General features: G+C 54.0%; 13 protein-coding genes and 1 pseudogene. 2 read left to right on the top strand and 12 right to left on the bottom strand.

The genetic code is table 11. The annotated features are described in order from the left end of the window. Positions 1-128: 128 nt before the first annotated feature. The 6 genes and pseudogenes from HA45_RS05520 to HA45_RS05540 all read right to left on the bottom strand — a co-directional run bounded on the left by HA45_RS05520 (position 129) and on the right by HA45_RS05540 (position 4,516). On the bottom strand, positions 129-419 hold the full coding sequence (locus HA45_RS05520) for an MSMEG_0570 family nitrogen starvation response protein (RefSeq protein WP_100703876.1): 291 nt from the start codon (positions 417-419) through the stop codon (positions 129-131). Positions 420-430: 11 nt separating this feature from the next. After that, positions 431-1,393: a sll0787 family AIR synthase-like protein gene (locus HA45_RS05525; RefSeq protein WP_100703875.1), complete on the bottom strand. Its 963-nt coding sequence runs from the start codon at positions 1,391-1,393 to the stop codon at positions 431-433. Continuing rightward, positions 1,393-1,953, bottom strand: coding sequence for an MSMEG_0567/Sll0786 family nitrogen starvation N-acetyltransferase (locus tag HA45_RS27605; RefSeq protein WP_100703874.1), 561 nt, complete (start codon positions 1,951-1,953; stop codon positions 1,393-1,395). The genes HA45_RS05525 and HA45_RS27605 overlap by 1 nt, the downstream gene beginning before the upstream one ends. A 9-nt stretch (positions 1,954-1,962) precedes the next feature. Further along, positions 1,963-3,060, bottom strand: coding sequence for an MSMEG_0568 family radical SAM protein (locus HA45_RS05530; RefSeq protein ID WP_100703873.1), 1,098 nt, complete (start codon positions 3,058-3,060; stop codon positions 1,963-1,965). Further along, positions 3,020-4,021 (bottom strand): Nit6803 family nitrilase, encoded by a 1,002-nt coding sequence (locus tag HA45_RS05535; RefSeq protein ID WP_100703872.1) that lies wholly within the window; start codon positions 4,019-4,021, stop codon positions 3,020-3,022. The genes HA45_RS05530 and HA45_RS05535 overlap by 41 nt, the downstream gene beginning before the upstream one ends. Positions 4,022-4,034: 13 nt before the next feature. Next, positions 4,035-4,516 (bottom strand): annotated as a pseudogene (locus tag HA45_RS05540) (MSMEG_0572/Sll0783 family nitrogen starvation response protein). A 371-nt stretch (positions 4,517-4,887) separates the two neighbouring features. On the opposite strand from HA45_RS05540, the gene HA45_RS27965 reads away from it, so the two are divergent. Together HA45_RS27965 and HA45_RS27970 are read left to right on the top strand one after the other, a co-directional pair. Further along, a complete protein-coding gene (locus HA45_RS27965) occupies positions 4,888-5,385 on the top strand; it encodes a GntR family transcriptional regulator (RefSeq protein WP_244563392.1) in 498 nt (165 codons plus the stop codon). Continuing rightward, the gene (locus HA45_RS27970) at positions 5,328-6,578 is read left to right on the top strand and encodes an aminotransferase-like domain-containing protein (RefSeq protein WP_244563393.1); all 1,251 of its coding nucleotides are present in this window, start codon (positions 5,328-5,330) and stop codon (positions 6,576-6,578) included. Before HA45_RS27965 ends, HA45_RS27970 begins: the two co-directional genes overlap by 58 nt. A gap of 85 nt (positions 6,579-6,663) precedes the next feature. On the opposite strand, the gene HA45_RS05550 is transcribed toward HA45_RS27970, so the two are convergent. The 6 genes from HA45_RS05550 to HA45_RS05570 all read right to left on the bottom strand — a co-directional run bounded on the left by HA45_RS05550 (position 6,664) and on the right by HA45_RS05570 (position 11,783). After that, positions 6,664-8,121 (bottom strand): sugar porter family MFS transporter, encoded by a 1,458-nt coding sequence (locus tag HA45_RS05550; protein ID WP_100703859.1) that lies wholly within the window; start codon positions 8,119-8,121, stop codon positions 6,664-6,666. Positions 8,122-8,247: 126 nt separating this feature from the next. Next, complete coding sequence (locus HA45_RS05555; RefSeq protein ID WP_436405002.1) at positions 8,248-9,279, bottom strand: NtaA/DmoA family FMN-dependent monooxygenase; 1,032 nt, start codon at positions 9,277-9,279, stop codon at positions 8,248-8,250. After that, positions 9,255-9,479: an LLM class flavin-dependent oxidoreductase gene (locus tag HA45_RS29295; RefSeq protein WP_244563394.1), complete on the bottom strand. Its 225-nt coding sequence runs from the start codon at positions 9,477-9,479 to the stop codon at positions 9,255-9,257. Before HA45_RS29295 ends, HA45_RS05555 begins: the two co-directional genes overlap by 25 nt. A 65-nt stretch (positions 9,480-9,544) precedes the next feature. Then, positions 9,545-10,333, bottom strand: a complete 789-nt coding sequence (locus HA45_RS05560; protein WP_100703857.1) for an amino acid ABC transporter substrate-binding protein — start codon at positions 10,331-10,333, stop codon at positions 9,545-9,547. 12 nt (positions 10,334-10,345) lie between these two features. Further along, on the bottom strand, positions 10,346-11,014 hold the full coding sequence (locus HA45_RS05565; protein ID WP_100703856.1) for an amino acid ABC transporter permease: 669 nt from the start codon (positions 11,012-11,014) through the stop codon (positions 10,346-10,348). A gap of 16 nt (positions 11,015-11,030) precedes the next feature. Then, complete coding sequence (locus tag HA45_RS05570; RefSeq protein WP_240629281.1) at positions 11,031-11,783, bottom strand: amino acid ABC transporter ATP-binding protein; 753 nt, start codon at positions 11,781-11,783, stop codon at positions 11,031-11,033. Between the last annotated feature and the right edge of the window lie 124 nt (positions 11,784-11,907).

Genomic DNA, 11,907 nt, shown 5'->3' on the forward strand with positions numbered 1-11,907 from the left:
GTTGATGGCGCTCAAGGACAATGTGCCGGATTTTTTTTGCGTCAGACTCCAGCTCATGGCGAGTCCTGCCTGCCCGCCGCCAATAATGACCACAGGATAGTGATGATTCATGGTTTTCTCGCTTGTTGTCAGACCGGGATAGGTGTAATGGTTTCGACAATGACCCGCTGCCCGGCACTGAACTGCTGTGCTTTGAGCGAGATAGCGGCCGACTGATCCATGGCGCTGGAGCAGAAATAGCCAAACTTTGCTTTTACCCGCTCGCTGGCTTCATCAAGTGCGCGTACGGTGAGTGTGACAAACTCTTCAAGCATGTAGGGGTGATTGACCTGCAGGTGTTTCTCAATCGCCGTGGAAGGCGAATAGCAGGTATCTTTGCTGCCATCGGGCCAGCAAACAACAAAGTGCATCGCAGGCATTGCTCGCTCCTTTAGTGATTCGTCATACCGGTTAACGGCTGTTGGTTAAGATCCCAGTAGCAGGCATGCTGCTGCCGGAGTTGCATCATCAGTTGCTGACTGGCGGTAAAGTGCCCCACCACCGCACAGGCAATACCGCACTCGCTGAAGCGGTGCTGCACGGCAGCACAGTGCTCAGCGTCCAGCGCCAGCAGAAATCCAAAACTTGGAAATGCACACAACCATTGCTCCAGATCCACGCTATCCGGTCGCGGAACCTGCTCAAGATCGATTTCGGCTCCCAGCCCCGCGCTTTCCAACAGCATCACCAGCGTGCCTGCCAGTCCAGCCTGACTGATATCTTTTGCCGCATGAACCTGGCCCGTTGCGGCCAGCTCGGGCAACAATGCCAGTGCCTGCCTTAAGGCTGTGGGATCAGCGTCGGTGGCGGCATCCCAGTTCAGACCGGGAGGATGCCAGCGCCCGAGCAGGTTGATGGCCACCATCAGCGTCTGACCGGGACGCACGGCAAAGCTGCTCAATGGGTGAGTGGTTTCCCCCAATACCGCCACTGCCAGTTGCGGGTGATCGCTGCGCAGATTGGTGTGCCCTCCGACAATCGGTACCTGGTAAGCGCGTGAAGCTGCCGCCAGACCCTCCAGGATGCGTTCTGCATGGGGTAAATCGTCATCCCAGAGTGCATTGACGATGGCCAGCGGACGCCCCCCCATAGCAGCAATATCACTGAGATTCACCATGACGCCGCACCAGCCCGCAAACCAGGGGTCGGCCGCAACAAAACGATTGATAAACCCTTCTATAGCGAGCAACTTGAAGCTCGCACCATCCGGGATCAGCGCACAGTCATCCCCGTTAGCACAGGGTGCAGGCCATGCTTCGTGTAACTGCCGCGCCACCGTCTGAATATCTTGTTTATGCGCGAGGCCGCTAAAACTGTGCAGCTGCGTAATTAGCGCGGTTAAGTCTTCATTCATTACGCTGCTCCTGTCAGAAAGGTAGGGATTTCCGCGATGCGCTGCCGGGTCGCGGTCTGAATGACCATGCCGCTTAGCGGATCGTGACAGGGTGGGTAAAACGCCAGATCGGCCTGCATCCGCGCATGGCGTACCCCACGCAGATCGAGCCAGTCAAGCGTTTGCCAGTGCATGCGCCGGAACAGCGGTTCGTTCTGATGCTGCACCTGGGCATAAAAGGCCTGACACCCCAGCGCATGCGCGCTGCATACCGCCAGACGGATAAGGGTCGGCCCGAGCTGTCCTTGCCGCCGATAGGCGCTGTCCACCGCCAGCCGCGATCCCACCCATATACCCGGTTCAGGTTCATGGATGCGTACCGTGCCGACCACTTCATCGTGCCAGCCAGCCACGCTACCGAGTGCGACCAGCAGCCGCGCATCGTTATCAATCTCGTCACGATCGTTATCCACGAAAAGCCCCTGCTCCTGACAGAACACGCGCTGGCGCAGTGCATACGCCTGCTGCCGCTCCCAGGGCAGAGTGACCCATTTGATGGTGTATCCCGCGTAATGATTCATCGGCGCTCCTCAGGCAGTCGCCTGCTCAAAGCTGGAAAGCGAGGAACAGGCGCCACAGCGGCCGCAACCTGCTTTGATATCGCTGGAACGCAGATTCGCCGCATTAAGCATCTGCCCCAGCGGTTGCAGAATCGATGTCATAAAGGTGCTGTCTGGCGCGGCATGATGCTCCAGCGGCGTGCCGCTGATGGGAACGAACGGCACGACGAACGGGTAAACACCCAGATCAATCAGCGTTTCGGACAGCGACAATATGGCTCCGGGGGTATCACCGAGTCCGGCCAGGATGTAGGTGCTGACCTGGCCACGGCCAAACACAGCAACCGCGTCTGCAAAGGCAATCAGATACTGCTCAACGCTCACCTGTGCCTTCCCCGGCATGATGCGTGCGCGAACCGCCGGTGTAACCGCTTCCAGATGCATACCCAGTGCATCAATGCCCGCATCTTTCATACGCTGAAACCAGACAGCATCCCCCGGCGGTTCACACTGGCCCTGTAATGGCAGATCCACCGCTGCTTTAATCGCCGCTGCACTTTCCACCAGAATACGCGCCCCACGATCGCTGCCAGAGGGTGTGCCGGTGGTCATCACCATGTGTTTCACACTATCCAACTCCACGGCGGCTTTGGCCACTTCCGCGAGTTGCTGCGGCGTTTTCCGCGCAATGGTGCTGCCTGCTGCCAGCGACTGACCGATGGCGCAGAACTGACAGGCTTTGGCCCGGTTTTCGTAACGGATACAGGTTTGCAGCACCGTTGTGGCCAGCACATCAGTGCCATGCAGCGTGGCGGGAATGCCATCTGCCGTCTGTCTGTCATAAAAGCGCGGCTTATGGGCAATACTGATCTCTTTCACCGGAATGCTCAGGTTGTAAAGGCGGGTTGTTCCCGAAGCTTCATGCTTTACCTGCCAGGGAGAACGATGCGCAGAATGGGTGTAAATCGGCACCATCACCGTAACACCGTCGATATTCATCGCCTGATGATCTGAGGGACCCGCGCCGCCGTGGCGACTGACGTGCTCCTGCTGCGGATTAATGACCTGTACGCCCTGAGTCAGCAGCTCAGTGATCAGTTGCTGGCGGGTAGCTGGTACGTTCTGCATCGTGATCTCCTACGGTTTGAGCCTCAGCACTGCGAGGGATGACATAACGAGCTTGCGTATCATCCAGTCGAAGACTCAGCAGCTCCGGGCGCGCGTAATGGCCCACAGAATCCATCATGCGTTTACGTTTGGTAATGAGCGACATATCCAGATCGGCCACCAGAATGCCTTCTCCTTCCGTCAGCGGTGTTGCCAGGTGGCGCCCTTCCGGCGAGATAATCGCGGTGTGACATCCCCCTCTCAGCCCCTTCTGCAGGGTCGGATCGGAAGTCAGTTCATTTATCTGCGCTTCGGTCAGCCAGCCTGTGGCGTTGATGACGAAGCAGCCTGATTCGAGTGCGTGATGCCGAATAGTGACGTCCATCTGTTCGGCGAAGATGGGCCCCACCAACGATCCCGGGAACTGGCTGCAGTGGATTTCTTCGTGTTGCGTCATCAGACTGTAGCGGGCCAGAGGGTTGTAATGCTCCCAGCAGGCCAGCGCACCGACGCGACCGACACGGGTTTCTGCCACTTTCAGCCCTGAACCATCGCCCTGGCCCCAGATCATGCGTTCATGGTAGGTCGGGGTAATCTTGCGCCGCTTCAGCACCAGCTCCCCGCTGGCATCAAACACCAGTTGTGTGTTGTAGAGCGTGCCGTGATCGCGCTCATTTACCCCCAGTACCACCACCATATTTCTCAGCCGTGCGCGCTCACCCACGGCATGTGTAATCGGGCCGGGCACGACAACGGCCTGCTCATAGAGCTTCAGATGCGCCGCCCCGGCAGTCATCGCCGGTGTAATGAATGAGAAATAGGGGTAATAAGGCACAAAGGTTTCGGGAAACACGATGATTTCGGCCCCTTTCACCGCGGCTTCATCGATGGCCTCCAGAACACGGGCCAGCGTTTTGCTGGCCTCATGAAGATCCGGGGCGATCTGGGCTGCAGCGGCGCGAATAATGCGAGATCCAGCCATGATGGTCCTCCGCTTACATCGTCCAGGTATCAATAATTACCGCATTGTCTCGAACATGCAGCAGCTTGAGATCGAGCACATCGAGCGGGTTGATAGGGCGTACGCCTTCCAGCAGTGAAGGCTCGCCATGGCCATATAACGCCTGCAGGGCAAAACGACAGGCGTAAACTTTCCCCCCCTCAGCCATAAACTTGTTGAGCTGATTGGCATAGTTCTGATGACCAGGAAACGCTTCTGCACCGATAGTCGGGAAGCCGCGCTGAACGCCCAGCAGCACACCCGGCCCGTAAAGCAGGATTGAGGTTTCAAACCCTTTACGTTGCAGGCGCGTGGCCTGCAGCATGTTGACGAAGCCAATTGACCCTTCAAACGCCACCGTATGGAAGGTCACCAGTGCTTTTTGACCAGGTTCTGCTTTAACGTCCTCAAAAACCTTTTCTTCGTAATCGACAAAAAATCACCCGTCTTATGGGCAGGCATTGTGACTTTTGGCATAGCACTTCTCTCCTCAGGGTTGTCTGGAGGAGCCTGGCTCCCCCGTTATTTGACATGTGCAGGTCATGCCTTTTAACAGGAGCAAGGGGCGTGCCAGCCGGGATTTAAGCCCATGCAATCAATGGCCCATCAACTGCTCACTTAATGAACTAAATTTTTTTTCCTGAAGGAATTAACCATTAAAAAAATGGGGTGATGATAGGAGTGATATGGCGTCAAATGCACTAAATTGATGCCTATTTGCACCAAATAAGCACACATCTGGAATCATCATGCAATCAATGATGCAATCAATAAGATTGGTGATTGCAGAGAGAAATGCAGCCCGGCATAGTGAGTGAAAACGGCTCATTCGATAAGGCGTTGCGACTATGCTAACTAAGCTTTCCAGCCGCTGGCACGGCCATCAGACTCAAAACACGCCGCGTCCGGCCTATCTGTTAATTGCAGATATCATTGCTGATGGTATTAACAGCGGTGAATTCCAGCCCCGTGACCGCCTTCCCCCGTTACGCGATCTCGCGGTATCGCTTTCGCTCAATTACACCACCGTTACGCGGGGCTATGCTGAAGCGAAACGGCGGGGACTGATTGATTCACGCCCGGGGTTAGGCAGCTATATTCGCGGCAAAGTCCCGTCGGTGCCGCTTAGCGGCGGTAGTAGCTATGAGATGACCATGAACTCGCCTATCGAGCCGGGAGAAGAGCTGGCGCAGGCTATTAGCGATGGCGCGATGAACCTGTTTGCGCAAAAAATATACTCAGTCTTCTGCGCTATCAGGACTTTGGCGGGCATGCCGATGATAAGGCCATGGCAAAGGTGTGGCTTGAGAAACAACTGCCCCAGGTCAGCGAAGAGGAGATCTTAGTCACGCCGGGCATTCACAGTGCGCTGGTCGGGTTGCTAACGTTGTTATGCCGCAAGGGAGGCAGCATATGCGTGAGCGATTTGATTTACCCGGGGCTGAAAGCGATTGCGAGCCAGTTAAACATCACGCTGCAGTCCTTGCCCTGTGATGAAGATGGCCCACTTCCGCGCGCTTTTGAGCATCAGTGTCAGACGGGGCATATCAGCGCACTCTATATCAATCCGACGTTGCAAAATCCCACCACCTTAACCCTGCCCCTGCGTCGTCGTGAGGCGCTGGCGGATGTTGCTTCCCGCTACAGTATTCCGGTGATTGAAGATGAAGCCTATGCGGCGCTGATGACAGAACACATTGCCTCATTTAGTGAGCTGGTACCGGAGTTGACGTGGTATATCACCGGCCTGTCGAAATGTTTTGGCCCGGGATTGCGGACGGCCTTTGTAAAAGGACCAGGCAAACGCAATACGCAACTCCTGGCAGGCGCTCTGCGCGCACTCAACGTGATTATCAATCCGACGTTGCAAAATCCCACCACCTTAACCCTGCCCCTGCGTCGTCGTGAGGCGCTGGCGGATGTTGCTTCCCGCTACAGTATTCCGGTGATTGAAGATGAAGCCTATGCGGCGCTGATGACAGAACACATTGCCTCATTTAGTGAGCTGGTACCGGAGTTGACGTGGTATATCACCGGCCTGTCGAAATGTTTTGGCCCGGGATTGCGGACGGCCTTTGTAAAAGGACCAGGCAAACGCAATACGCAACTCCTGGCAGGCGCTCTGCGCGCACTCAACGTGATGGCTAGCCCCATTACCAATGCGCTGGCATCGCAATGGATACAGGATGGCACCGCCGATCGCGTGCTGGAATCTATTCGTACCGAGGCGGGAATTAGGCAGAAGCTAGCGGCCGACATCCTACGGCCTTTCACTCTGAAAGCTTCACCCGAGGGATTTCATTTGTGGTTGAGGCTACCGCGTCATCTGAACTGGAATCCCGCAGAAGTGGCGGTAAAATTGCGGGAACTTGGGGTGAGTGCCGTATCCAGTGCCGCGTTTTGCACCGACAACAACCCGCCTGATGCGTTACGTATCTGTCTGGGAGGAGCATGGTCACGAGCGATATGTGCGGAGAACCTACAGACTATCTCGCATGTATTGGCGCATCCAGAGCACTATCACAGCATTGTGTTATGAGGTACACAAGCCGAGGATGAATGCCACTGTAAATCTTATTATTACGCTGTGCAGCGCCATTCCCCGATGGCGCTGCACAATCAAACTACGTAGCCGATGCGGTACTCTCTTCACCCTCACCAAAACGGTCGCGCATATAGGTTTCAATCTCCTCCAGCGATTTTCCGCGTGTTTCAGGCAGAACCACAGCAACGAATATCAGTGAAACGACATTCAGGCCGGCAAAAATGAAAAAGGCATTGTTGCCCACTGCCGATAGTAATGGCGGGAACGCAAAGGCGACAATTGCGTTACATATCCATTGGAATGACACTGCTGAACCGGTCAATACCCCGCGCACCTGCATCGGGAAAAGCTCCGACATCAACAGCCAGTAAATGGGCGAGATGCACATCTGCATGAAGCAGAGAAAAACCAAAATACAGGCTAACGCGAGGATACTTTGCATCATGCCATTTGGCAGCAATACCAGAACTGCGCCCAGCGCTAATTGCGTAGCAATGACTACCGATAAACCGGTCATTAACATCGGACGGCGGCCGAAATGACGAATTGCCCTGATGCCCGCCAGTGTAGCCAGAACCGATACCACGCCGTTGCCAATCGTCGCGGCGATTGAGGCGCTGGTGCCAAGACCGGTGCTCTTAAGGATGATCGGCGTGTAATACATGAACGCGTTGACGCCGGTGAACTGAATCACCATCCCCAAACCGCAGCCCATTAACAGCAAACGCACAATCCATTTTTCCTTCAACAGCTCACGAGCAGAAGGACCCTGGCGCGCTTCACGGGCATTAAGCCGCATTTCCGCCATTTCCTTCTTTATTTCTCGCGGGTGCTCACGAAGTTTCTGCAAGATACGCAGCGCCTCGTTGATGCGCCCTTCTGCTACCATCCAGTGTGGTGAAGCCGGTACGAAAAAAGTCCCTACAAACAGCAATACGCCGGGCACCATTGCTAAGGCCAGCATGTAGCGCCACATAATCGGATCATGCAACAGCAGACTCATGCCCGCGCTGACGACATAGGCCAACAGCTGTCCAGAGACGATCATCAGTTCGTTGCGGCTGACCATCGGTGCGCGGTGTTTGGGACCGGCAATTTCAGCGATAAAAACGGGTACGGTCGATGAACCGCCGCCTACAGCGAAGCCCAACACAAACCGCATCACCACCATAATTTCAATATTCGGCGCCAGGCTGGTGCCCAAAGAGCCCGCCACAAAGAGCAATGCCAGACTGCGTAATGTGATGCGGCGGCCAAAACGGTCAGACACATAGCCGCTGACAAAAGCACCTACGGCAGAACCAAATGTGAGCGATGAAGTGACCAATCCCTCGGTGAACGGTGACAGATCGAGTCCACCCTGAGAACCCGGTAGCGTCATATAAGGTAACGCGCCGGAAATGATGCCGGTGTCGTAGCCGAACGCCAATGCGCCCATCGTGGCGACCAGCACCACGAAGAACAGGCGTTGTTTTACGGTTAAATTTATCGACCCACTTTCATCTGAATCTGGCGGGGTCTGCGTTGTGTTTTGCATTATTGCATCCCTGATTTACCAATATACACAGCGAGTTGCTGTGTAAAGAAAGGTATAAGTATAGACGCAAATAGTAAATTGGGATCTTAGTCACATCAATATCTAAAACGATATCAGTAATGTCGGCTACAAGCCTAAATGTCCGCGCAGCGTGTCGCTTTCATATTCCTCCCTGAATATTCCCCTTTCCTGCAACAACGGAACCACTTTGTTGAAAAATACCTCTGCGGCACCGGGCCACGGGGGCATGATCACAAACCCATCCACCGCCCGTTGCCGATACCACAATGCTATGCGTTCCGCGATGCTTTCAGCGGTGCCTGCCACAATAAAGCCGCTGCGCGCTATCCACTTAGTGAACTCACGCAGCGTCATGCCCTGCTCTCGCGCATGTTCCAGCATCGGGGCAAAACGTTCACGTCGGCTCAGATGGGCAAGGATATCGGGCATCGGTTCATCCAGCGCGTGCTGCGACCAATCATAATCCATGGTGTTGGAAAGATGCGTCAGCGTGGCCAGTGGATGATGCAATCGCGTTAGCTCAGCCAATAACTCATCGGCTTCTTTTTGCGTTGTGCCAATCACCGGTTGCAGTCCGGGCAACACCTTAAGGCTGTCTGCGGCACGGCCGTAATTTACGACCTTAGTTTTGATATTGGCATAGTATGCTTGTGCCGCCGCCAGGCTGGGTTTTTCGGAAGCAAAGATGGCATCCGCCCGCTGCGCCGCCAACTCGGTAAAGGCACCAGAACCACCAGCCTGAATCGTCACTGGTCGCCCTTGAGGTGCACGGGAAAGATTCAGCGGGCCCTGCACGGTAAACCACGCATTGCTGATGTCAGCGTAATGAATCTTGCTGGCATCAGCGTAAATGCCTTTTAACCGATCGCCTACAATCGCGTCAGCTTCCCAGCTGTCCCATAGACGGAATACGGCTTCTATAAATGCATCCGCCTTAAGATATCGCTGATCATGGCTTAGCAGCGGCACGCCAAAATTCTTCGCCTCACTGCCGCTGGTCGAGGTCACCACGTTCCATCCGGCTCGTCCCCGGGAGAGATGATCGAGTGTCGCCAGCGTCCGTGCCGCCGCAAACGGACTGGCAAAGGAACTGGAAATCGTACCCGCCAGACCTATTTTTCCGTTACCGAGCTTAATGCAGACAGGACCGAAAACGGATCTGGCCGCTCGGTGACACGATGCGTGACGGCTTCAGAAAAATGGTCTCCGTAAATGTCATCAACCGACAGTTTATCCGCCATAAATACCAGGTCGAATTTCGCTTGCTCAGCTTGCAGCGCTAACGCTTTGAGCTGCCTGAAATCCGCTGGATGCGGCACGGGCTCTGATGAGGGCATGCGCCAGCCCGCATAATGGCAGCCGGTCGTTTCAAGAAATAATGCGAGATGGAGTGACGGCATAATCAGTTTTGTCCGCCTGCAGGCGCGTGGCTCAGGTCTTGATCAAACCACTTTTCCGAGATCGATTTGAGCGTCCCATCGCTACGCAGCTGATCCAGCGCGCTATCGACTTTCTGGCGCAGTTTATCGCCCTGTGCATCTTTGCGGAACGGTAACGCCACCTGACGGACGCCGAATGGCTCGCCGACAACTTTCAGCGGCAACCCTTTTTGTTTGATTTGCCCCAGTAAAATGACCTGCCCGGAAATAAAGGCATCTGCTTTACCTTGCGCCACGGCATTAACCACTACATCCCGGCCTTCATAGGTTACCAGGTTAATCTTGTGTTCCGGATCGGATTCTTTCAACACGTTGGCGTAATTGGAACCCAGTTCAGCCGCCACGGTTTTGCCGCTTAAATCGCTAAGCCCGTGAATGCTATTATTATTCTTGCTCACTGCGATTTGCGCGGCGGAATAGTAATAAGGCGTGGAGAAGTTATAGGCTTTACGGCGCTCAGGCGTATCGGCAAAATTACCCACGGTATCCACTTTTCCGGTTTGCAGTGAGCCCAATACCCCGACCCAATCTGACGTGACCCACTCCACTTTTAATCCCGCTTTTTTAGCCACTGCATTTAGCACGTCAACGCTAAAGCCTTTGAGTTCGTTACCTTCTTTGAAGTAATGCGGGTAGCCATCTGGCGTTGCCCCCACACGTAATACATCCTGAGTGTCAGCCTGTTGGCTTTGATCGCATGCGCTCAGTAACGCTGCAGCACACAGGCACATCACCATTCCGCGAAATTTCATACTGATTCCTGATTATTGTTGATAGGGTTTGCCCAGATGGGTTTCCAGCTGTCGTTGTAGTAATGAGAGCAGGAAAGTCAGCCCCCAATAAACTAATGCCACGGCAGTGTAGGCTTCGAAAAACTTCAACGAGGCAGTGGCTTCCAACTTGCCTGCTGATAACAACTCGGTCACACCCAGCGTGAATGCCAGCGATGAGTTTTTGATGAGGCCGATGTACATGTTTCCCGTAGCTGGAATGGCATTACGACAAATCTGCGGTAATAAAATACGCCAGCAGGCAATCGGTAAACTCAGGCCACTGGCCAATGCGGCTTCGATTTGTCCGCGGTCCACGGAGTCAATGCCGGCGCGGAATATCTCGGCTAAATAAGCCGCCGTGTTAAAACTTAATCCTGCGATTACCGCATAAACCGGCCCAACCGAATTGAGTACTGGAAAAAGCTGCGGTAAGCCGAAATAGATAATCAGCAGTTGTACCAGTACCGGCGTACCTCTAAAAAACGAAATATACAATTTTGCTATTGCGCGTAACGGTTTTACACCGCGCAACATCAGCGCCAGCAATAAGCCTAAAAGGGTGGCCACGATAATCGATGCGCCAGATATCAATAACGTAATCGGCAGATAGTGAAGAATGGCAGGTATCAGTTTGAACATATAAATCAGGTCAAAGTTCATGTTAGCGGTTCCTGAGTTATATTTCGTAGTCGTTTACAAATGCATTGATGCGGCTGCCTGCCTTGCCGAGACTGATTTCATCGGGAGCACCCTGGGCGATGATTTTGCCCTGCTCCATAAAAAACAGGCGATTCGATATTTCCCGGGCAAAGTTCATTTCATGAGTCACGATGGCCATAGTGATATTTTGCGTCGCAATCTCGGCGATTAATTTCAACACGCCGCGGCGCATTTCAGGATCAAGTGAAGATGTCGGCTCATCCATCAGTATCACCTCAGGTTCAAGGCTCAGTGCTCGCGCGATCCCTACCCGCTGCTGCTGGCCACCCGATAGCATCGCCGGATATGATGATGCCTTATCATGAAGTCCTACCCGATGAAGGTACTCAAGCGCTTTTTCATCCGCTTCTTTTCGCCCTAGCTTTCTGGCAAATCGTAAAACCTCAGTAATATTCTCCAGAGCCGTTTTATTGCGGAAAAGATTATAGTGCTGAAATACCATCGAACTCTTTCGCCGTAGCGTGTTGACCTGTTTACGGTCCAAATGCTGTGCATCGATGGATGCGTTACCAATCGATATTTTTCCCGCATCGGGCACGACCAGAAGATTTAAAGTCCGCAGAAGCGTGGATTTTCCGGAACCTGACGGGCCGATGATGGAGACCACTTCGCGTGGTTGAATGTCGAAGCTGATATTATCCAGAGCCTGGAAGCCCCGAAATGATTTACTTAAATCTGTGACTGTTATCATTGAGTTATCGGCATGCATAAAGAGTCAGCAGCCGATTATCAACAGGTCATTAATCCAGACAAAATGCTTAATACCACCAAGGATATGCCACAAAGTCATAACGCCGCTGTTGTTGCTGTACCCTTATTTCAAACGTGAGCGG

The organism is Pantoea rodasii, from assembly GCF_002095465.1.
Lineage (GTDB): Bacteria > Pseudomonadota > Gammaproteobacteria > Enterobacterales > Enterobacteriaceae > Pantoea > Pantoea rodasii.

Coding starts and splice junctions, on each gene's coding strand:
- HA45_RS05520 (WP_100703876.1), bottom strand. CDS start 419: ATGCCTGCGATGCACTTTGTTGTTTGCTGGCCCGATGGCAGCAAAGAT.
- HA45_RS05525 (WP_100703875.1), bottom strand. CDS start 1,393: ATGAATGAAGACTTAACCGCGCTAATTACGCAGCTGCACAGTTTTAGC.
- HA45_RS27605 (WP_100703874.1), bottom strand. CDS start 1,953: ATGAATCATTACGCGGGATACACCATCAAATGGGTCACTCTGCCCTGG.
- HA45_RS05530 (WP_100703873.1), bottom strand. CDS start 3,060: ATGCAGAACGTACCAGCTACCCGCCAGCAACTGATCACTGAGCTGCTG.
- HA45_RS05535 (WP_100703872.1), bottom strand. CDS start 4,021: ATGGCTGGATCTCGCATTATTCGCGCCGCTGCAGCCCAGATCGCCCCG.
- HA45_RS27965 (WP_244563392.1), top strand. CDS start 4,888: ATGCTAACTAAGCTTTCCAGCCGCTGGCACGGCCATCAGACTCAAAAC.
- HA45_RS27970 (WP_244563393.1), top strand. CDS start 5,328: ATGGCAAAGGTGTGGCTTGAGAAACAACTGCCCCAGGTCAGCGAAGAG.
- HA45_RS05550 (WP_100703859.1), bottom strand. CDS start 8,121: ATGCAAAACACAACGCAGACCCCGCCAGATTCAGATGAAAGTGGGTCG.
- HA45_RS29295 (WP_244563394.1), bottom strand. CDS start 9,479: ATGCCCTCATCAGAGCCCGTGCCGCATCCAGCGGATTTCAGGCAGCTC.
- HA45_RS05560 (WP_100703857.1), bottom strand. CDS start 10,333: ATGAAATTTCGCGGAATGGTGATGTGCCTGTGTGCTGCAGCGTTACTG.
- HA45_RS05565 (WP_100703856.1), bottom strand. CDS start 11,014: ATGAACTTTGACCTGATTTATATGTTCAAACTGATACCTGCCATTCTT.
- HA45_RS05570 (WP_240629281.1), bottom strand. CDS start 11,783: ATGCATGCCGATAACTCAATGATAACAGTCACAGATTTAAGTAAATCA.